General features: G+C 55.7%; 22 protein-coding genes. 10 read left to right on the forward strand and 12 right to left on the reverse strand.

Going from position 1 to position 18,582, the window contains the following annotated elements:
* Positions 1-4 precede the first annotated feature (4 nt).
* The gene (locus ACZ49R_RS09905; RefSeq protein WP_464732960.1) at positions 5-892 is read right to left on the reverse strand and encodes a 4Fe-4S dicluster domain-containing protein; all 888 of its coding nucleotides are present in this window, start codon (positions 890-892) and stop codon (positions 5-7) included.
* Between the two features lie 85 nt (positions 893-977).
* Here ACZ49R_RS09905 and ACZ49R_RS09910 point away from each other — a divergent pair, with 85 nt between their 5' ends.
* Positions 978-1,406 (forward strand): hypothetical protein, encoded by a 429-nt coding sequence (locus ACZ49R_RS09910; RefSeq protein WP_464732961.1) that lies wholly within the window; start codon positions 978-980, stop codon positions 1,404-1,406.
* Here ACZ49R_RS09910 and ACZ49R_RS09915 read toward each other — a convergent pair.
* From ACZ49R_RS09915 to ACZ49R_RS09925, 3 genes are read right to left on the reverse strand one after another with little or no spacing between them, the layout of a single operon-like run.
* Positions 1,377-3,140 (reverse strand): tetratricopeptide repeat protein, encoded by a 1,764-nt coding sequence (locus tag ACZ49R_RS09915; RefSeq protein WP_464732962.1) that lies wholly within the window; start codon positions 3,138-3,140, stop codon positions 1,377-1,379. The genes ACZ49R_RS09910 and ACZ49R_RS09915 overlap by 30 nt on opposite strands.
* Positions 3,130-3,987, reverse strand: a complete 858-nt coding sequence (locus ACZ49R_RS09920) for a 4Fe-4S dicluster domain-containing protein (protein ID WP_464732963.1) — start codon at positions 3,985-3,987, stop codon at positions 3,130-3,132. Before ACZ49R_RS09920 ends, ACZ49R_RS09915 begins: the two co-directional genes overlap by 11 nt.
* Positions 3,971-4,516 (reverse strand): TorD/DmsD family molecular chaperone, encoded by a 546-nt coding sequence (locus ACZ49R_RS09925; RefSeq protein WP_464732964.1) that lies wholly within the window; start codon positions 4,514-4,516, stop codon positions 3,971-3,973. The genes ACZ49R_RS09920 and ACZ49R_RS09925 overlap by 17 nt, the downstream gene beginning before the upstream one ends.
* A gap of 74 nt (positions 4,517-4,590) precedes the next feature.
* Here ACZ49R_RS09925 and ACZ49R_RS09930 point away from each other — a divergent pair, with 74 nt between their 5' ends.
* Both ACZ49R_RS09930 and ACZ49R_RS09935 read left to right on the forward strand, forming a co-directional pair.
* Positions 4,591-5,286 (forward strand): hypothetical protein, encoded by a 696-nt coding sequence (locus tag ACZ49R_RS09930; protein ID WP_464732965.1) that lies wholly within the window; start codon positions 4,591-4,593, stop codon positions 5,284-5,286.
* Complete coding sequence (locus tag ACZ49R_RS09935) at positions 5,267-6,274, forward strand: hypothetical protein (protein ID WP_464732966.1); 1,008 nt, start codon at positions 5,267-5,269, stop codon at positions 6,272-6,274. Before ACZ49R_RS09930 ends, ACZ49R_RS09935 begins: the two co-directional genes overlap by 20 nt.
* On the opposite strand, the gene ACZ49R_RS09940 is transcribed toward ACZ49R_RS09935, so the two are convergent.
* The 3 genes from ACZ49R_RS09940 to ACZ49R_RS09950 form a co-directional block, all read right to left on the reverse strand.
* Positions 6,234-6,557, reverse strand: a complete 324-nt coding sequence (locus ACZ49R_RS09940) for an aspartyl protease family protein (protein ID WP_464732967.1) — start codon at positions 6,555-6,557, stop codon at positions 6,234-6,236. The two genes, ACZ49R_RS09935 and ACZ49R_RS09940, sit on opposite strands and share 41 nt — an antisense overlap.
* Before the next feature lie 187 nt (positions 6,558-6,744).
* Positions 6,745-7,050 carry a zinc ribbon domain-containing protein gene (locus ACZ49R_RS09945; RefSeq protein WP_464732968.1) on the reverse strand — a complete coding sequence of 102 codons (306 nt, stop codon included), beginning with the start codon at positions 7,048-7,050 and terminating at the stop codon, positions 6,745-6,747.
* A 53-nt stretch (positions 7,051-7,103) separates the two neighbouring features.
* Positions 7,104-7,286, reverse strand: a complete 183-nt coding sequence (locus ACZ49R_RS09950) for a hypothetical protein (RefSeq protein ID WP_464732969.1) — start codon at positions 7,284-7,286, stop codon at positions 7,104-7,106.
* A gap of 52 nt (positions 7,287-7,338) precedes the next feature.
* On the opposite strand from ACZ49R_RS09950, the gene ACZ49R_RS09955 reads away from it, so the two are divergent.
* Positions 7,339-8,214 (forward strand): PD-(D/E)XK nuclease family protein, encoded by an 876-nt coding sequence (locus ACZ49R_RS09955; RefSeq protein WP_464734122.1) that lies wholly within the window; start codon positions 7,339-7,341, stop codon positions 8,212-8,214.
* Positions 8,215-8,334: 120 nt separating this feature from the next.
* Here ACZ49R_RS09955 and ACZ49R_RS09960 read toward each other — a convergent pair whose 3' ends face one another.
* The 3 genes from ACZ49R_RS09960 to tenA are packed head-to-tail and all read right to left on the reverse strand — an operon-like array spanning position 8,335 to position 10,419.
* Positions 8,335-9,189, reverse strand: a complete 855-nt coding sequence (locus ACZ49R_RS09960) for a PD-(D/E)XK nuclease family protein (protein ID WP_464734123.1) — start codon at positions 9,187-9,189, stop codon at positions 8,335-8,337.
* A 14-nt stretch (positions 9,190-9,203) separates the two neighbouring features.
* Positions 9,204-9,794, reverse strand: coding sequence for a thiaminase II/PqqC family protein (locus ACZ49R_RS09965; protein ID WP_464732970.1), 591 nt, complete (start codon positions 9,792-9,794; stop codon positions 9,204-9,206).
* Complete coding sequence (tenA, locus tag ACZ49R_RS09970) at positions 9,781-10,419, reverse strand: thiaminase II (protein ID WP_464732971.1); 639 nt, start codon at positions 10,417-10,419, stop codon at positions 9,781-9,783. Before tenA ends, ACZ49R_RS09965 begins: the two co-directional genes overlap by 14 nt.
* A gap of 55 nt (positions 10,420-10,474) precedes the next feature.
* Here tenA and ACZ49R_RS09975 point away from each other — a divergent pair, with 55 nt between their 5' ends.
* Complete coding sequence (locus tag ACZ49R_RS09975) at positions 10,475-11,728, forward strand: MFS transporter (protein ID WP_464732972.1); 1,254 nt, start codon at positions 10,475-10,477, stop codon at positions 11,726-11,728.
* Here the strand turns inward: ACZ49R_RS09975 and ACZ49R_RS09980 are convergent.
* Complete coding sequence (locus ACZ49R_RS09980) at positions 11,725-12,843, reverse strand: MFS transporter (RefSeq protein ID WP_464732973.1); 1,119 nt, start codon at positions 12,841-12,843, stop codon at positions 11,725-11,727. The genes ACZ49R_RS09975 and ACZ49R_RS09980 overlap by 4 nt on opposite strands.
* A gap of 111 nt (positions 12,844-12,954) precedes the next feature.
* Here ACZ49R_RS09980 and ACZ49R_RS09985 point away from each other — a divergent pair, with 111 nt between their 5' ends.
* The 3 genes from ACZ49R_RS09985 to ACZ49R_RS09995 are packed head-to-tail and all read left to right on the forward strand — an operon-like array spanning position 12,955 to position 15,451.
* A complete protein-coding gene (locus tag ACZ49R_RS09985; RefSeq protein ID WP_464732974.1) occupies positions 12,955-13,836 on the forward strand; it encodes a winged helix-turn-helix transcriptional regulator in 882 nt (293 codons plus the stop codon).
* Between the two features lie 36 nt (positions 13,837-13,872).
* A complete protein-coding gene (locus ACZ49R_RS09990; RefSeq protein WP_464732975.1) occupies positions 13,873-14,739 on the forward strand; it encodes an ABC transporter ATP-binding protein in 867 nt (288 codons plus the stop codon).
* The gene (locus ACZ49R_RS09995; RefSeq protein ID WP_464732976.1) at positions 14,726-15,451 is read left to right on the forward strand and encodes an ABC transporter permease; all 726 of its coding nucleotides are present in this window, start codon (positions 14,726-14,728) and stop codon (positions 15,449-15,451) included. Before ACZ49R_RS09990 ends, ACZ49R_RS09995 begins: the two co-directional genes overlap by 14 nt.
* Here ACZ49R_RS09995 and ACZ49R_RS10000 read toward each other — a convergent pair.
* Positions 15,448-15,777 carry a tunnelling fold family protein gene (locus ACZ49R_RS10000; RefSeq protein WP_011763690.1) on the reverse strand — a complete coding sequence of 110 codons (330 nt, stop codon included), beginning with the start codon at positions 15,775-15,777 and terminating at the stop codon, positions 15,448-15,450. The two genes, ACZ49R_RS09995 and ACZ49R_RS10000, sit on opposite strands and share 4 nt — an antisense overlap.
* Positions 15,778-15,813: 36 nt before the next feature.
* Here ACZ49R_RS10000 and ACZ49R_RS10005 point away from each other — a divergent pair, with 36 nt between their 5' ends.
* Together ACZ49R_RS10005 and ACZ49R_RS10010 are read left to right on the forward strand one after the other, a co-directional pair.
* Positions 15,814-17,424, forward strand: coding sequence for an alpha-amylase family glycosyl hydrolase (locus tag ACZ49R_RS10005; protein ID WP_464732977.1), 1,611 nt, complete (start codon positions 15,814-15,816; stop codon positions 17,422-17,424).
* Between the two features lie 14 nt (positions 17,425-17,438).
* Entirely contained in the window at positions 17,439-18,581 is a 1,143-nt protein-coding gene (locus ACZ49R_RS10010) for an RAD55 family ATPase (RefSeq protein ID WP_464732978.1), read from the forward strand.
* Position 18,582 lies beyond the last annotated feature (1 nt).

Here is an 18,582-nt window from a genome sequence, read left to right on the forward strand (position 1 = left end):
AGCCCTAGTGCGCCGGCTTTATTAGCCCTGTCCATACCGCGCCCGCGCCGGCGATTACCAACAGCGCAATGGCCGCGTATACCAACGCCTGGCGGGTATCCCTAACTGCGTTGCTCAGCTCCGCAGTTGAGGGGTCCTTCGTCGGTCTGTACTGCTTCCAGAGCCCCAGCACGTTTGGCTCAGGAGACCACTCGGGGTGTGCGCCGGGCTGTAGCGCAGGGTCTGCGTTTGGGTTCCAAGTGCTGAGGTCGACGACGGTGTCGACAAGAGCTCTGTTGCTGGCCTCGGCTGTGACCACTTTCTTAAACGCGCCGGCGTCTGTGTTTATGGGCCTTTCTGCTCCAAACGGCGCGAAGAAGAGCCTCGGCTTCACCACCTCCGCCACCTTGCCCACTGGCTTAATCCTCCCCTCTCTGTAGAGCTTCCCAATGAGGGAGTTGGGGTCTTCGATGTCTCCAAATATGCGGGCTCCCGTGGGACACGCCGCGACGCATGCAGGGAGGAGGCCCGAGTAGACAAGGTGCTCGCAGAAGGTGCACTTATCCGCCTTGTTTGTACGGGGGTCTATATAAACGGCATTGTAGGGACACGCCCTGGTGCACGCCCTACAGCCGATGCAGAGGTCTTTGTCCAGCTGGACTATGCCCGTCTCTGGGTTATGTCTAAGAGCGCCGGTGGGGCACGAGTTGACGCAGGGGGCGTTTTCACAGTGGTTACACTGGGGCAAATGGAGTATGTAGCCAACGACGTTTGGATACTCGCCGGTGTAATACTCTGTTATAAACAGCCTCCATTTTCCAAGTGGCACGTCGAACTCTTGCTTGCACGCCGCGACGCACGCCCAACATAGCATACAGAGGTCCTCAATCGTGGCCATCGCGAGTTTAGGCATATCCCTTTTACTGCCAAGGTTTTATATTGCAAATTTCCCACGTCCGGTGTAGCAAGGTCTATAAACTAGAGATAGAACATTGTGGGTGAGTCTCGATGAAAAGAAGCTGTATGTACAAGGCTACGGCGTACTTGTGGCAATTAGGCAGTTGGCTAGGCTTCTCTCTACGCCGGCTAAGGTGGGGTTCTACATCTCGGTGCCCGACGTTTTGGAGATCGCCGAATCTCTCGGCGTGCCGGCCATGCCTCGCAACGATAGGCAGTGGTTTTTCGAGGAGGTCATGAAGGCGGCTCTCGACATGGAGAAGCTAGACGCGTTTCTAGAGGAGTTAACTAAGCTCATAGACGAAAGGGCGAGGGAGGTGGCCACCTACGTAAACAAGTATCCAAAGGCCGGCGAGTACCTCAGGTGGAGTCTTGAGAGGGTTGAGGAGCTGAAGAAGAGGATTAGGGAGACCGCCAGGATCTACCAAGGCTTTCTAAGGCTAAAGAAAGAATACAGCCAGTCTCGCTAGAGAGGGGAGCTCCGGCTTCATAAACCGCGCCGCGCCGGGGATTCCGGCTTGGTCAACCGCGTTTTTCAGCCTCTCGTAGAACTCCAGCACCTCCTCCCTCCTCGCGGCGCCCCATCTCAAGAGGAGATATGCCTCTACCGCGTGGTAAAACAGCGTCAGCTTGTCCATCGGGTCTATCCTAGAGGCTACAGAGGCGAGCGCCCTCGGCTCAGCCCCCTCGGCCAACAGCTTCAACAACGTCTTCAGCTCTGGCCTGATGTCTAGTTTCTCCAGCTCGCCTCTGACGTCTAAGCCCGCGGCTAGGCCAGCCAGCGTCGCGATTACGTCTGCCCCCACCTTCCTGGCGTACTCCCTAACTGCAGCGGCCTTCTTCGACGTTAGGAAGAACAACGCCGCAGTTTGGAAGCTCTTGTACTTCCTCAGTATTTCCCGCGCCGCCTTGAACTCCCCAAGCACGATGTAGGCCCAGCCCAAGTTTAGCTTCACCACGTCTTCAAAGCTCCTCTCCAGGCGGAGAGCCGCGTACTCCTCCTCAAGGAGGCGCTTTACCTCCTTCCAGTTGCCTAACAGAGCCTCTCTATAGGCGAGGAGGAGGTGGAGAACTCTCTTTGCCCTTATCCAGTCTTCGCCCTCCAGCTTGAAGAGTAGGTCCTCAACTATCGAGAAGACGGACTCCGCCTCTCTGTACTTCCCCCGGCCCAGGAGGAGGGCTCCCAGGTTATAGAGGGCACGGTAGGCCTCCTCCGCCGGCGCCAATGCGGCGGCCCTTCTGGCGAGATATACGACGTCGGCTGTGGTGAATTCTAAATACCGCATAGCCTCGCTTAGGGCTAGAAGTGCTTTCGCCTCAGCTCTCCTCCCGCCGGCCTGACTTTCTAGAAAGTAAATAGCTAAGTCGGCGGCCAGTTGCGGTGGGGCTTGGAAGAGGGCGTCAACGTATTTTGCACTGTCTTCCAAGTATTTATCGACCCCCAGCCTCCAGAGCAACGCCTCGTAGTAGAGCCGGCGGACGGGGTCTTTTACTATCTTCAACGCCTCCTCTAGAAGCCCCTTGGCCAGCTCCGGGTCGTACTTCACGGCAAAAAACTGAAGCCACGGCAACCTAAGTACGTATGTGTCACCCCGCTTCTCGAACCACACTCCCGGCCTAATGCCGAGTTGCTTTAGCTCCTCCTCCGAGAGGTAGCCGAGGATTGCGCCCTTTATAAAGTCAGGCCCGAAGGACTCCACAGCTTCTAAAAACCACCGCGGCTTCAAGCCCAGCTCTTCAATGTGTCTTTTTGTAATTTTCCCAGGGTAGTTCAACTTCTCGAGGGCAGCGCAAAGGGCCTCGGGGTAGCCGCCTGTGACGTATATCAAGTCTTCGGCGACGTCTGGATCAGTCGTTTGGCCAAACGTTGCGAGAAACTCCAGCAGCTCCGCCTTGCTCATCGGCGGCATAACGTAGGCCCCAACCCTCCCAGCCACCTCCATCACCTCTGCAAGCGGCCCTGTGGCTACTGCAAAAGCGCCACACTCGACGGCCCTCTCAACCTCTGCAAGAGAGACTTCTACGACAGCGTAAGAACCGCATTTTAAATCCTCGCCAACTTCCACCCCTGCGATATTAGCTAGTCTCTTTGCCGTTGTAGAAACGCCGGATCTCCTCGGCCCTAACAACGCGCCGGGCCTCCTCTGCTCTAGATCTGCCAGCACCTCCCGGTCAACGGGCCTGGGCCAGTAGCTACACTCCATATACCTCCCTAATCAGTTCTCTCCCAACTCCACACACAGGACACACGCCCCTCTTCTTGGGATACACCGTGCCGCAGTTGGGGCACTGCTCCACCTCGAATAGGTAGGTCTCCACGGGCTCTCCCCCCTCCACGAGCTTGATCGCGCCTTCTGGACAAGCCTCGGCGCAGAGGCCGCACTCCGCGCATTTGTAGCTATCTACTTTTAGCATAACTTCGTCCTCGTCTACCTCAATGGCTTGAGTTGGACACACGCCGGCGCATAGGAAACAGGCTGTGCATTTCTCCATGTCGATAACTGGCCTCCTGGGGTTGACTAGGCCTAGCTCCACCGCCTTCTCTCTGTCGTAAGAGATACGCCGGGGCGGACCCCACTTCACCTCAAGTAGATTATCGCCGCCGGCGAGCTTGGCGAGGCCCCTCCGGAGGAGCATCCTTCTGCCTACGTCGCCGCCGCGGCCTCTGATAACCCTAATTTTTAAACCTGCCTTCACCGCCCTCTCAAGCTCCTCTAGCCCCCTACCCCTGAGGCTACAGTCGTCGCATCTGGCGTCTACCGTAACCTCGCCGTATTTCTCCACCAGCTTCACATAGTCCTCCGCCCTTAGGCCGTTTATACAGACGCCGCCCTCTCTACAGCTGATGTAGGGCCCCAGCTGGGCTGTGAAGACGCCGGTGGGACATGCAGACATGCAGACGCCACAGCCAACGCAGAGGCTTGGCTCGGCCTTTACCCACCTCCCGTCGACGTAGAGCGCGCCCGCGGGACACACGTCGACGCATTTTCTACAGCTCGCACTTGTCCAGAAGCTCCTGACGCACCTGCCGAAGTCAGCGTAGATTTTCATAGTCCTCAAGTAGGAACTTCACGACGAGATCTCCCACCGCCGAGTAGAAGAGGGTAGAGGCGGTCTCTCTAATGGCGATCCCGGCGAGAGGCCCCCACTTAAGTAGGTGCTGTTCTAGAAACTGGAGGGCTTCAGCCGTCTTACCCCCCTCCAGGAGTATTCCAACGAAGGTCAGCTCTAGGCCTAGGTGATCTCCACATCTCACCCTAGCCTCCCTGAGGTCGGGCTCGTAGCCCATCTTCCTATAGAACCTCATCACCTCACTTGATATATCTGTACAGAGCAAACCAGAGGGGTCTCTAAAGACAGACTCGTAGGGGTGGACATACTGGATAAAGGTCTTGGTGTAATCCACCCTCAGCCTGAGGTAAGCGTCCTCTTTTTTCAACTCGCCTAACATAGCGCTTCTATAGGGCTCTGGAAGCTCGGCGGCGACTTTCTCCACCAGAGGTAACTCGCTCGGCTCAAGCTCCTTGAGAATTAATCTGCCTAAGAAGAAATACATCCCAGCACTAGACACTTGTCTCATGGCGCAGAAATATATGAGCTTTGCTATACCTATGCGGTGTAGTAAAAACTTAAAAAATGTCGGTAGGGTAATTTATGGAATATTTTCTCTCTCGATTTAGAGAGATGTGGAAAGGCTTAGTTCCCTCTCTTACGGAGAACCAGAGAGCTATTTTAGAATACTGTCTTTCTAGGTTTCCCTCTCCCTGTAGTCCCTACGAGGTGTATAAGAATACGCCGTTACAACTTTCTTCAGTATACAAAGCTTTTAGAAGACTAGCGTATAATAGACTAGTTCTTCCGTTGCTTGGGGGAAAATACATCGCCAGCGTCAAAGCCGCCATAGCGCTTCTCTTCCACGGCAATACCTTGGCGTTGCCCTACGTGGCTAAGATATGGGGTCTGACAGCCCCTCCTCTCTCCATTCTCGCTTGGCTTATAATCCTCGGCGCGTCGCTTTCTAAGCTCGGTTTTGATATAAAATCGGCCTATATTTGTTCACCCCGCGGAGCCGCCGTATATGTCTCCGAGTTTATCCGCGGAGGATTTAGGTCGCTTAGTGACACTCTCGGCATAGAAAAAGAGATTCTGGCGAAAGCTTATGAAGCTCATCTCGAAATTATGAAGCCTTATATGTTTAGAAGAGGCAACATAGAGATCTTCATAAGAGTTCGAAATGGGGATGTAGATATAGTTGCAGCCCGATGTCCCCGGTGGAGGACATGTTCTCACGACTTTCCCGACGAATGTCCAGAGGTGAGGAAGATCATTTATGCTTCCATTTCACATTAAAGAGACGGGAGTGAGGAACCTCCTCCGCTACTTCCCACCGCTGGCCTATCTCGTCTTGGTGGAGTTCGAGGGAGGCGACGCAGCTGAGGAGGCAGAGGCCATGGGCCTACCGCGGGAGCTGGGGAGCTACGTGAGGCAAGCCGTAGAGCGGTTGGAGCGGGAGTTGTTGGCCGAGGTTCTAAGCCAGTTAGGCCAAGACCAGCAGTTCCTCAACGGCCTCCACCAGTGGATCTCCCAGGCCGTAATCGGGAGGGAGGAGCTGTGGGGCCCCGCGTCGCTCTACATCAAACACCTCTACTGGGAGACGGAGGAGGGGCCCTACAGCCGCTGTATGGAGGCCGAGGAGCTCGAGGCCTACCTGGCGATGGCTCAGGGCCGGCCAGAGCAACTGAGGGCCGCCGGCCTCGTCTACAGGAAGTACGACCCAACCCTCTCGAGACACTTCTACTGCTCCCCCAGATGGTACAGCACCGTCTTCCAGCGGATCTCCGCCGCGGTTAAGGAGGAGCTAGGCGGAGAGGCCTACGCCTACGTCAAGAGCTTTGTGGAGAGGCTCTTCTGGAACCCCAGGGGCTATGCCTACTTCAGATCCGCCGTCTTTAAAGACACGCCTGTGGTGCCCTACGACGAGTTCATAGGCGATGTTGCTCTACTCCCCGGCGTCTTCGACGGCCGGAGGCTCAACCCCACCTACAGAGAAGCCGCGAAGAAGGCAATCTTCCAAGTGGAGCGCATAGACGTGGCGGCTCAGCTAGACGAGGAATTTGGCGTATATGTAGACGGCGGAGAGGTAGTGGCCCCCACAGTAGAGGCGGTAGGCCACAAGATGCTGGCGAAGTACCGGGGCAAGAGGGTGGTGGCCCTCGCCAAATTCGACATAGAGATACCCAGGCTCAAGCCCAAGCTGGAGATCTACGGCGTAGAGATAAAGCCACGCCGCCTCTACCTTAGAACAACAACAGCTCAGCCTCCCTCAGAACCCCCCTAACGACATCAACCCCACGCCCAAGAGCCGTCACGCCTAACACCACAGGATCCCCCGTCTCGCCGAAGACCACCACCGTCCTCCTCCCCATCAGCTCCACACCCACCTCCCTCTCCACAACGCCGCCGAAAACTCTAAACTTCGTCTTCTCAAGCGGCTTCACCCCAAGACGCTCAAGCAAATCCCTCCCCACCACGTTGTAGATAGCTCCCGTATCAACCAGAGCCTTTACCTCTAGAGAAGTGCCAGGCTCAACCAGGTTGAAAATCTTAACCCGAACCTTCACAAACCGCGCTCCCCGCCTTAAAGGTCGGGGTTTCTCCTTGCCCACGCCTTTATGGGCATCCACGATGCCTCGGGCGTGGAGCCGGGCGGCACGCGGCCCTCTGCGAGCGTCTTCGGGACAGAGCCCCTAAGGGGGTGTGCGCATGTATTTAGGTCTTCTGCTTGTATTTACAGTAACCACTTCCCGCTCATGCGGGGTTTCCACTGTGGGGGTCTCGGCCGTTGTCCGGAGTTAATCCGTTCGACGTGGGATAATAGGCTTCTATCCTCCTTGGCGTCGGCGTCTTGTGGCCGACCCTCGCGGCTATGTTTCTCGCGGCATTTACATCGGCGTTCAGAACGACGTTAAACCTCTTGCAGACGTACAGCCCCCTATGCACTCTGCTGTTTTCATGCACCTCGCCGCAGACAGAGCACGTTTTGGACGTATTGCGCTCGTCGGCGGCGTACAGCCTTATCCCGTACTCCGTCAACACCTCCCTAAGCCTCTGCATAAGCCTTCTGTAGCCCCAGACGCCGACTACGTACTCATTCTGTGGATCGTGGGCTATGTTCTCTGGATAGCCGACGTAGACCTCCGAAACTGCCGCACTTGTAGACGATCTCCAGCCTTCCCTGCTTCCCAGACCACTTTATCACCCCGGCGTATCCTCATGCCGAAGTCCTTGAGGACGATAACGGAGGACGCGGCGGGAGTTGAAACCGAAGCGATTACCCGCCTATCGGCCACAGTCGAGGGCCGTCAGTTTTTTATAAGACATTGTAAAAGATATAATGTGAGTATTGCAGAGGAGGTTAGGAGGGTTTTGCTTGAGCATCCTGAGATTATTGCTGAGGCTCTTGAGGCTAGGCCTGAGGTTCTCTATAGAGCACTTGCCAAGCTTATGCCGTGGCAAAACCTAGCCACCAAGGAGGACGTGAGATCGTTGAGAGAAGAGATGCAGAAGATAGAGGAGAAGATGGCCACTAAAGATGACCTAAAACACTTGGCAACTAAAGACGACGTCAGTAGGCTTGAGGAGACGAGAAGAGAGATGGCCACCAGGGACGATATAAAGGATATTGAAGCAAGGATGGCCACTAGAGAAGACGTGAGAAGACTTGAGGAGCAAGTGGGAGAGGTGAGAAAGAACATGGCTACGAAGGAGGATCTCAAGGCCTTAGCCACAAAGGAGGACTTTAAGAGACTCGAAGAGCAGTTGGAGGAGGTGAGAAGAGTTATGGCTACGAAGGATGAACTTGTGGCGTTTGAAAAACGCCTCATGGCGTATGTCAACGCGCTGGGGGCTAGATGGGGGGTAATCAGCGAGGATATATATAGAGAGGGGGTGAGGGAGCTTCTGCGGGACGTGGGATACACGGTGGAGCGGTGGGTCTACTACGACGGCGAGGGCTACGTCTACGGCTACCCGGCGGAGGTGGAGCTAGACGTCGTGGCTAAAGACGGCAAAACAATAGCCGTAGAGCTCACAGCCGCCCTCAAGAGGGGAGACCTCCAGTACGTCAAAAAGAAGGCCGAGCTCTACCAGCGGACAGCCGGCAGGCCGCTGGACAGAGTGATAGTGGTGACGCCGTTTATACACGACAGAAACCCAGACCTGGTCAGAGCCAAGGCAAAGGAGTACGGCATAGACATCGTAGCCCCCGGAGACCTCTAGCGGCTGTAGGCGAACCGCAACTCAACGACACCAGCTGGCGAGATGACTGAGCCGTCCACCAGAGGCCTTCGTTACCGCGCCGCCGCCGGTGTTCCCAAATTCCAGACCCTCTATCTGTTGCTACTCCTGGGGTGGGGCCGGGTAGACCACCTCCAGCCCTAGGTCTTTGGCCATTGCCTTTACCCGCTCGGGGTATCTGTCGTCTATGTAGGGGGTGACCACGTAGACGGCGGCTACCTTGGCCCCCCTGGCCCTTTCGTAGAGCTCCCTCTTCTTCACTATGGTGGGCAGGTCGCTCCGCTTCAGCGAGGACGTGATCTCGACGATTATCAGCCTCCCGTCTCTGACCACCACGTCGTAGTCCACCTCAGAGGGGGTGCCGTATACGTAGCCCTCCCTGTCGTAGAGGATCTCCTTAGACACCGACCACCCGGCCTCCCTCAACATAGCCCTCATGCCCTCCCTAAACGCCTCCTCGCTGATTACCCCCCACCTGGCCCCCAGCGCGTCCAGCTTCCTCTCCAGCCTGTTGATAGCCCTCCACAGCTCCTCCACGTCCCTCTTTGTGGCCATCCTCTCCTCGAGAGCCCTCAGCTCCTCTCTCGTGGCCAGGGCCTTGAGATCTTCCTTGGTGGCCATTTTGGCCTCAAGCGCCTTGAGCTCCTCCTTAGTGGCGAGACCCTTAACCTCCTCCTTCGTGGCCATCTCTCTTCTCGTCTCCTCAAGCCGCTCCTCAAGCCTACTGACGTCGTCTTTAGTTGCCAAGTGTTTTAGGTCATCTTTAGTGGCCATCTTCTCCTCTATCTTCTGCATCTCTTCTCTCAACGATCTCACGTCCTCCTTGGTGGCTAGGTTTTGCCACGGCATAAGCTTGGCAAGTGCCCTATAGAGCACCTCAGGCCTAGCCTCAAGAGCCTCAGCAATAATCTCAGGATGCTCAAGCAAAACCCTCCTAACCTCTTCTACCACGTATATACATTATTTGTTTTTTAATAACTTATCGCCCTCCAGAAGTCTAGTTCGTATTTCTGGATCGCCTTTGCTACGAAGCGGTATCTTGGCCAGTTGAGGTGGCGCTGTGCCACTCCCTCGGCTAGCTCCTCCAGCTCTGTGTAGGGGCCGGCAAAGAGGTCCATGAACCTGGTGTTTCTCACGCCGTTTTGCCTCGCCCACGCGGCGAAGGCGGCGCAGTTCTGGCCCCACACCGGGAGGTTTACGGCGGCGGCTACGGCTAGGTCCCCCATGGTGCCGTTTAGCGCCAGCCAGGAGAGGAAGTGGGTGTAGGCCACGGCGGTGGGGTCGAGCAGATCCCAGGTGAACTCCGCGCCGAGCTCGGCGGCGAGTTCCCAGAGGGCCTTTAGGGCTTCCCAGTCGCCGTCTATGAGCATCTTGACTAGTCTGTACTCGTCTGGTTCTCTGGCCTTGGCCATGGCGGCTGAGAGGGCCTTCAAGTCGTGGGGGACTATGTAGAGCTGGTTGGCGACGAAGCGCCTAAGCGCCTCGCGGCTGGGCTTGGCGGCGGCTAGTATCTCCCTGTTTAGAGGCTCGAGCTCCCGCCTCAGCGTCTCAATGACCCTCATAGGCGGCCTGCCAGAACTTGAGTTCGTATATCGACGCCTGTCTGAAGTAGGGCCAGAGGGCCTCCGGCGGCGCGCCGGAGCTGTCCAGCAGAGCGCGTAGCTTCTCCACAAGGGCGTTGTACTCCGGCGTTAGGTAGACCGAGGCCCACCTCCTATACAGCGGCACCGGGTTTCTCTCCAGCGCGTCTCTGTGCCTCTGGGCTATCTCGGCGTAGCTCCAGAAGCAGGGGAGGAGGGCCGCCATGCATTGATAAAAGCCCTCCAGGGAGCAGACGGAGAGGAGGTAGGACATGTAGCTCACGTTTACGAAGTTGGGCTCGGCCCTCTCGGCGTCTTTCAGCGTGAGGCCGGCCTCCCTGAGGAGGGCCTCGTAGTTGGCCATCTCGCCTGTGACAGTCCCGTAGGCCAGCTCTAGCGCCGTCTTCATCTGCTCCACGCCGGGGGCTCTGGCAGCGGCTAGGGAGAGGGCCTTGGCGAAGTTGACGAGGTAGTTGTAGTCCTGTAGTAGGTAGTATCTGAACTTGTCCATGGGGAGAGAGCCGCGGTAGACCTCTACGACGAAGGGGTGGCGGAAGATCTCCTGCCAGATGGGGTCTGCCCAGGCCCGGAGTTTTTCCGTTGCCATATACGTCAGATCTTCCGCCTATAAAAATTTTTTATATGGAAAAGATCAATTAGTTATGGCCGAGTGGAAGAGGGTGCACTGGACTCTCTTCTCGATAGTCTCCGCCAGCTTTTTCCTAGACGGGGTGCTCTTCAGCCTAGTCCCCACCACTATATATCTGACAGATCTGGCGCAACACGCCCCCGTAATATTCGCCGCTAACTCCCTAGCCTTCATGCTGGGGGCCTTCCTCCTCGGGAGGCTGGGGGACGCAGTGGGGAGGCGGCTGGGCCTTGTCATTTCCCTCGCCATATATACGGCTGGCGCCTTGTGGTTTGCCGCGGCGTTTTGGGCCGGCCGGCTCGACCTCGCGTCTGCCCTCCTCTCCACCTCCGTCATTAACTTCGGCGTGGGGGGCGAGGTGGGGCCGGCCTACGCCGCCCTCGCTGAGTTTTCGCCGCCTAGGCGGAGGGGCGCCGCGCTGATGCTCTCTACCAACTTCTGGAACATTGGGGCGGCGGCTATCGCCGTGGCCTCCCTCTACTACACGGCGCTGGCGGCGGATCCCAAGACCGCCGTCTTCTACACCTTCCTCACCGCAGTGGCGCTTGCCGCCATCGTCTTTCTGGCGAGACTCCACATACCCGAGTCCCCCCGGTGGCTACTTGCAAGGGGTAGGGAGGGCGACGCGAGGGCTTTGGCAGAGAGATACGGAGTTCCCCTCCCTAAGGCGCAGCCGGCGTCTTCCTCGCTGAGGGGCTACTGGGGGAGGGTGGCCATCCTGGCGGCTGCCTTCACCGCCCAGCTACTGACGTACAACATCGCGGCTTACTACCTCCCCTACGCCCCGGGCTTCGCCTACGGCGCAGACGCGGCGGCGGTGAACATCGCCGTGGCCAACGCGGGGGCGGCGGCCGGGGCTTTCCTACTCCTCCCGCTTATAGACAGATCTAGGCGGGCGTCCTTCCTAGTAGCTTTCCTCGGCGGTTTGGCAACTGCGACGGCGCTCGCCGCGGTGCACGGGGCTTCCGCCTCGCTCTACTTCGCCGTACTCTTCGTCAACCTGGTCTTCTCCGAGTGGGCGTGGGCTGCGGTGAGCGTGTTAGAGAGCGAGCTTTTCCCCACCGCCGTTAGGTCGACAGCCGTGGGAGTGGTGACTGCGGCGGCTTGGCTGATAAACGCCGGCGCCGTCTTCACAGAGGGCGTCCTAGGCGCGGAGGCCTTCTTCGCCCTTCTCGTCGCCTTGTGGGCGGCTGGGGCGGCCGCAGCGGGCTACTGGCACAGGAGGGGCGTTGAGAGCGCGGCGAGAGAGCTGGAGGAGCTGGCCTAGCGTCTCTTGGTCTCCGGAAGGGTATATACGGCGGCGGGGACGGTGAGCCAGAGGAGGGGCACTGCCACTAGGGCGTAGAGACCGGCCGCCGGGTAGAGCCAGGGGCCGAGGATCATCCCCACCCGTGCGGCAGAGCCAGCGGTCCCAGTGGCAAAACCTCTGACGTGTTCTGGGAAAAGCTCGGGCGTGTAGGCGTATACCACGCCCCAGGCGCCTAGGTTGAAGAAGTTCAGCGCGATGGCGGAGATGTAAAGCTGGGGCAAGCTAACGCTGTATATGAGGGCGGCCGCCGATGCGGCGGAGCCGAGGAAGAAGATCGCTGCGGTGGGTTTCCTCCCGATTTTTTCCACGAGGTAGGCGGCGGTGAAGTAACCGGGGATCTGAGCAATTGTCGTAATTAACATGAACTGGTAGGTCTGCACCTCGGCTAGTCCCCTCTCTCTGACGAGGATGGTGGGTAGCCAGAGGAAGACGCCGTAGTAGCCAAACGCCAGCACTAGCCATATGTACCACACTGGGTAGAGCCGTCTCGTCTCAATAGAGACAGCCCCCTTGGCCGCGGGTTTGTGCTCGGGGAGCGTTGCCCTTATCACCGCGGCGTATAACGCGGTGAGGCTGAGGAGGAGCAGGGCGGTTCTCCAGCCGAGGTGGGGGAAGAGGAAGTACGCCACGGCGGCTGCCGCCAACGCGCCGAGAGACCAGAAGCTCTCTAGAATCACCACGTTTCTCCCCTTCCTGTCTGGCGGGGAGAGCTCAGATACGTAGGAGGCGACGACGGGGAGTTCGCCGCCTAGGCCCAGCCCGGCGATAAGACGCACAGCTGCGAGCTCCCATCCGGTTTTTACAAAGGCTGTGGCAGCCGTGGCAAGGCTGTAGAGGAGGAGTGTCGCTGTGAAGACGGCCCTTCTGCCAAGCCTGTCTGACAGTCTCCCAAAGGCAGTTGCGCCGATTAACATGCCGAGGTTGTTCGCTAGTACCACTACGGATCTCTCCCAGACCCCCATCCCTAGCTCAGCCGCCGACGCCACTAGTATGTACGACAAGAGGAGGACGTCCATGGCGTCGAAGAGCCAGCCTATGCCTGTTATAGTTATCAACTTCCATTGGGAAATCATGCAGTTGGCAAAACTCGCTTTTTTAAGTGTATATATGTCAAAATTTTCCTCCTTCCCTCTCTTGGACATAAGAGACCCGGCAAATTTTTATTTCACCTAAGTAAAGCCGCTGTGAAAATTACAGAAGTGGAAACTGACAGCACGACACTTGCCGAGGTGCTTGTAAAACACGGTATAGAGGTGAGGAAGGGGGCGCCAGTAGTGGCTGTATATGGCAGAGACCGCGACATACTTAGAGCTCTCCGTGTCGAAGAGAGACCTGTGTTGGGAATATCGCCGCCTGGGGTAGATGCAAAACTCGCCGCGCTGGAGCTTAGAGAGGTGCCGCTATTGGCGGAGTTTGTCTTTGAAATCATCGACGTAATAAGGCTTGAAGCCGAGAGCGGGGGCCAGAGGGCGACTGCAATAAATGAGGTGGCGCTTCTGTCTGCAGAACCCGCGACTTTTGTGCGGTATTCGCTCTACGTAGATGGGGCCTTTGTGTTTAACGACATGGGAGACGGCTGTTTAATCTCAACGCCTATAGGCTCAACCGCCTACGCTCTGTCTGCAGGCGGCGCAGTTATAAACCCAAGGGCACATGTTGTAGAGGTGGTGCCTGTAAATTCCGCGTTGAGAAAGCCGCCACATGTATTTCCATCGGACGTAGTAATAGAACTCCGCGATGTAAAAAGTAGGTCAGACGTCTATTTAATTGGAGACGGCGTAGAGAAGATTAAATACAGGGGAGTTGCCATTGTTAGAAAAGTCGGCACAGCTAGACTTGTGACGAGAGTGCAGAATTTCCAACAAGCGGCGGGGCTCCCCCCAAGTGCTCTATTGGTGAAGAAGATTATTGAAGAAAGAGGGCCCCTCGCCGCCTCAGAGATAGCCGCTCTCTCCGGCCTATCTCCCAGGACTGTTAGATATGCGCTTGAGCGTCTTAGAAAAGCCGGTTTGGTAAAATCTATTATAGACCCCACAGACCCCAGGCGGAAAGTTTACACGACCTAAAGAGTTTTTAAGGGGGCATCTAGAATTTTCAAAATTGTGATCCTGTGCGAAAACCTCGGGAAGAGGTTCGGCAGTTCGTGGGCTCTCAGGGGGGTGACCTTTGAGGTGGGGAGGGGCGTTGTGCTGGCGGTGCTGGGGCCCAACGGCGCTGGAAAGACGACATTAGTTAGAATATTGACTACAGAGCTCGCGCCGACAGAGGGCAGGGCGCAAGTCGCCGGGTTTGACGTAGTGAGAGAGGCGGAGAAGCTGAGGAGAGTTATAGCCGCTGTGCCTCAGGAGGCTAGGCCGATCGACTTCCTCACCCCCCACGAGTTTGTAGTAAGCTACCTCCTCCTGAGGGGCTACTCTCTCAAAGAGGCCAAGAGGCGGGGCGCCGAGGTGTTGAAACAGTTCGGCTTATGGGATGTGCGTAATAGAGAGATAGACACTCTCTCCGGGGGGATGAAGAGGAGGACTCTCGTAGCTGCTGTCTTTGCGGCAGAGGCAGAGGTGGTATTTCTCGACGAGCCGACGACAGGGCTAGACGTGTATTCGAGGAGAGTCGTTTGGAACGCCGTCGTTGAGTTAAAGCGCCGCGGCGCCACTGTCGTATTGACAACTCACTACGCAGAAGAGGCGGCAGCCCTCGCCGACTGGGTGTTAGTCTTAAATGGCGGCCGTGTAGTTGACTTCGCCCCGCCCGCAAAGCTTGTGGAAAGCGTGCCCGGTAGATACGTCGTGGAGATCTACGGCAGAGATGGAACTAAGCTAAACAGTCTCGCAGTTGCTGAGGTGGGAGATAGGAGACTTTACTATGTCGAAACCCCCGCCTATGTAGAGGGGGCAGTTGTAAGGCCTAAGTCGCTGGAAGACTACATCCTCCTTAAGATAGGCGCCGTGGGGGGTCATGAAGGCGATTAGAGACGCCCTCGTCATAGCTTGGATAAATGGGTGGATTGCCGCAGTTAGGGGCTGGGTGTGGGTAGTTACAAATGCCATCACGCCGCTGTCTTTCTTAGCGATTCTCGCCGTTTATGGAGGCGCCGAGGGCCTTAGGTGGGGGCTAGCAGGCGGCTTGGTGTGGACTGTGGCCTCCAACGGAATTTCTCTTATTGGCGACGCCGCCTACTACCGCTTAGCTATTAAATACCAGAGTATGCTCACGGCGGCCCCTGTATCTCCCATCGGCTACGCCCTAGGCCTCGCCCTCAGCTCTTTTGTCTTCTCTCTGCCAACGCTAGCGGCGTATGTAGCTATCTCGCTGTGGCTTGGCTTGGGGCTCCTCACGCTGCCCGCCGCATATGCCTTAATAACGCTGTGGCTAGCTTCAGCCGGAATTGGCTTCACTCTCTCCTCTCTTGTTAAACACATGAGATATGCTTGGTCTCTGCCACAGATACTATCTACAGTCTTCACAGTGGCCGCCCCCGTCTACTACCCCGCAAGTCTTTTGCCGAGTCCGTATCTCGGCGTGGTGATGCCCACGGGCGCCGCCGGCATACTTATACAACAAGCCGCCGGCCTTGCGGCTTATGATATTTGGCTGACTGTCGCCGCGGCGGTTGCATTAGCTATACAGAGCATATCTGGCCTCTACTTCCTTATTAAGCTGGCTAAGTGGCGGGAGCCTTAGATATACACCGGCGGGACGCCCCCAGACTCAGCTATAACTTCAACCTCAACGCCCATATATATAGACTTTACAACTACTTTGACATACGGCGGGTTGACAGCCGCTTTTACTCTCTCCATTATATCTACGGCGAGTTCTTCGTGAAGTATTTCTCTGCCTCTATAGCTATCTACCATTTTTTTAAACTCCTCTATAGACAACGCGACGCCTCTTGGGATATACTCTAGAGATATCTCAAAGGAGTCTACCACTTTGCTAATGGGGCATATAGACTCGCCACGTGTTTTCAAACGGACTAGAGAGGGGTTTTTAGAAAGCTTGAGCATAACCCATCATATTTAACACTATTTGAACTTGTGCACATGACTTGCGTAGTTGAGGGCTGGAGGGCGCATCCCTACTACGGCGAGGTTGCTAAAGTACGAATAGCCGGCGGCGAGACTGTAGGCGATTTCTCAGGCTGGATCCGCGGGGCTTTTAGAGAGTACGTAGAGCTCCCGCCGGGGGTCTATGAGGTTGTTGTAGACGGCAGACGAGAGGGGTGCGTAGTGGCGCCGCCTGAATACCCATGGCATTTCGCAGTTCCCTACATGGCGGTGGACTGGGGAGATGTTGTAGAAATCCGTATATACGCCCCAGAGGAGCCCGAGGTGGGGCGTGGCAGAGTTGTAAAACTTGCAGACCTAGGGCCCTTCTCTATCTACCTCGGGTTAGTCAAAGGGAGGAGGTATACACTCCGTTGTTGTGGTAAAACTAGGCGTTTTAAATCCCCACCGGTGGCCAATGCGCCTGGAGTGATTGCGATGTATGAAGTTCTGCCAGACCGAGCCGCCGATAGACTCGGCTGTAGAGACCTCAGGCGGGGTTACTGTGGCGGGACGTTAAAAGATGTGGCTAAGCTCGCAATTACAGCGCTTGATATAGCAGATACGCTCTATCTCCACCCGATATACCCCGCAATGAGCTACCACCGCTACGACGTAGTTGACCACCTACAGGTAGACGAAAAACTAGGCGGCTGGAGCGCCTTTGTGACGATGAGAGAGACATTGAGACGGCGGGGGATGAAGCTTGTGTTAGATATCGTGCTTTACCACGTGGGGTTGCGAAACGCCATATTTCCAGAGGGCCCCTTTGTTTTTAAAAACCTAGGCTATACACATCTTGTCAAGAAGATAGCAGAGAAGATGCCTATGGAGGCACTTCGCGAATTATTTAGGGGGGAGCCGCCATATGAGACTTTTCTAGACGTCTGGCTAATGCCAAAGCTCGATTATTCAAAGCCCAGCGCTGTGGAATACGGGAGGAAAGTCGTCGAGTTTTGGAAAAGCCACGTAGATGGATTTAGGCTAGATGTAGCTCACGGAATTCCGCCTGGCGCCTGGGCGGAGATTTTAAAACCGGCGGAGGGGCTTTATATATTTGGAGAACACATGGGAAACCCAGCGCCTTTCTATTGGGCAGTACCAGGGTTTACAGCGTATTTACTCTACAAGGCGGCGGTAGATTGGCTGGCTAAAGACCTAGATAGATTTGTGAAGTGGATAAACTTATACATAGCGCTTACGCCGCCGGCGGCGTTGCCATATATGAACACCTTTCTTGAAAACCATGATACAGACAGAGCCGCCTCTATTTTTGACATAAATACGCTATATAGAGGGTATGCTCTGATTTTCTCACTGCCGGGAGTCCCCTCTATTTACGCAGGTGGCGAATGTGGAGAAGTCGGCAGAGCAGAAGACCACACTAATAGAAGGCCTTACAGCCCCTGTCCCGACTCCCCACTTAGGGAGTTTTTAAAGAGATTATACACGACGAGGAGAGAACTAGCTCTTTACAAAGGGCCTGCGTGGGTTGAGACAAGGCGCTCTGAGCTCGTTATACACAGGGGGGCTGTAGACGTCGCCGTTGGCATAAATAAACTTACAGTGAGTAATACCGAGAGATATATAGAACACAAGTTTTTATAGGTGTTGTATTAAATATGGAGTTTAACTTTAGGGGTGTTACAGCAATTTCTGGAAGGCCGGGAGTTGGTAAAACTAGTCTCGCCATGCGTATCGCCCACGAATATTTGACAAGAGGGAAGAGAGTTTTGTGGGTCTCGCTGTATGAAGATAGAGAGACCTTCCTCGAAAATGCAACCAGGCTGGGGTATGATCTTTCAAATGCCGAGTTTTGGGACATGATCTTTGTAAGACCAGACATTATATTAAACCAGATAGTCTCAGCCGTTTCTCAAAACGAGTATCACCTGGTTGTGGCAGACTCTATCTCGGCCCTTATAGAGGGGACTCAGAGCAGGGAGTGGCTTATAAATGCCGTATATAGAGTGTTTAAACCTGCAAAAATAGACTTTATAGGAATCGCCGAAGAAGAGACTACAACGCCTCTGGATTATATAGCAGATAACCTCATACGTCTAGAGCTCCGGATGGAAAACGGCGTTGCAGAGAGAAGGATGTGTATAATTAAAGCAAGAGGAAGACGGGCCGGGTACTATATCGAGTTTGACATATTAGAGGGACGGGGCGTGGTGTTTATAGACGAACTGCCAAAACCGCATAAGAGAGGTCCATGGAATAAATGGGTTGAGTCTCTCTCGCCGGCTTTTGGGCCCTTGGCTGGCGGACATGTGTATTTCCTGGTTGGAAAGATGGTGACGCCGCTTCTTGCAAAAACAGCCGCTGAGTTGTCTAAGGAGGGACTTAGGGTACTTTATCGCGTCTTCTCTGGAGACGTAGACGTGATTTCTAAGCTTGTTGAAAAATTCGGTGGAAAGGCCGTAGTGCAAAGGGCGTCGCCTAGCCCTCTGAGTCACTTCACCCATGTAAAAAGTCTCTACGACGCGCTGACTGAGACAGACGCAGACGTAGTTGTGTCAGAAGGTATTGACGTCGAATATTTAGTATATGGGAGGAAAGCTCTCGAGATAAATCGGCTTGAAACCGACGAGTTGAGAAACCTCGGCATTACAATTTTGGCAGGCGCTAAGCGAGACTTTGGCTTTAGATATTTTGCAGACGCCGTGGCGTATATAAAGCGGGATCAGGCCGTGGTGTATACACCCAGTGGGAGGGCCGTATGTCGTTTTGAGACGCAGCCGGCGCCCCGCCTTGTTTGTTAGA

It is taken from the genome of Pyrobaculum organotrophum, assembly GCF_055384425.1.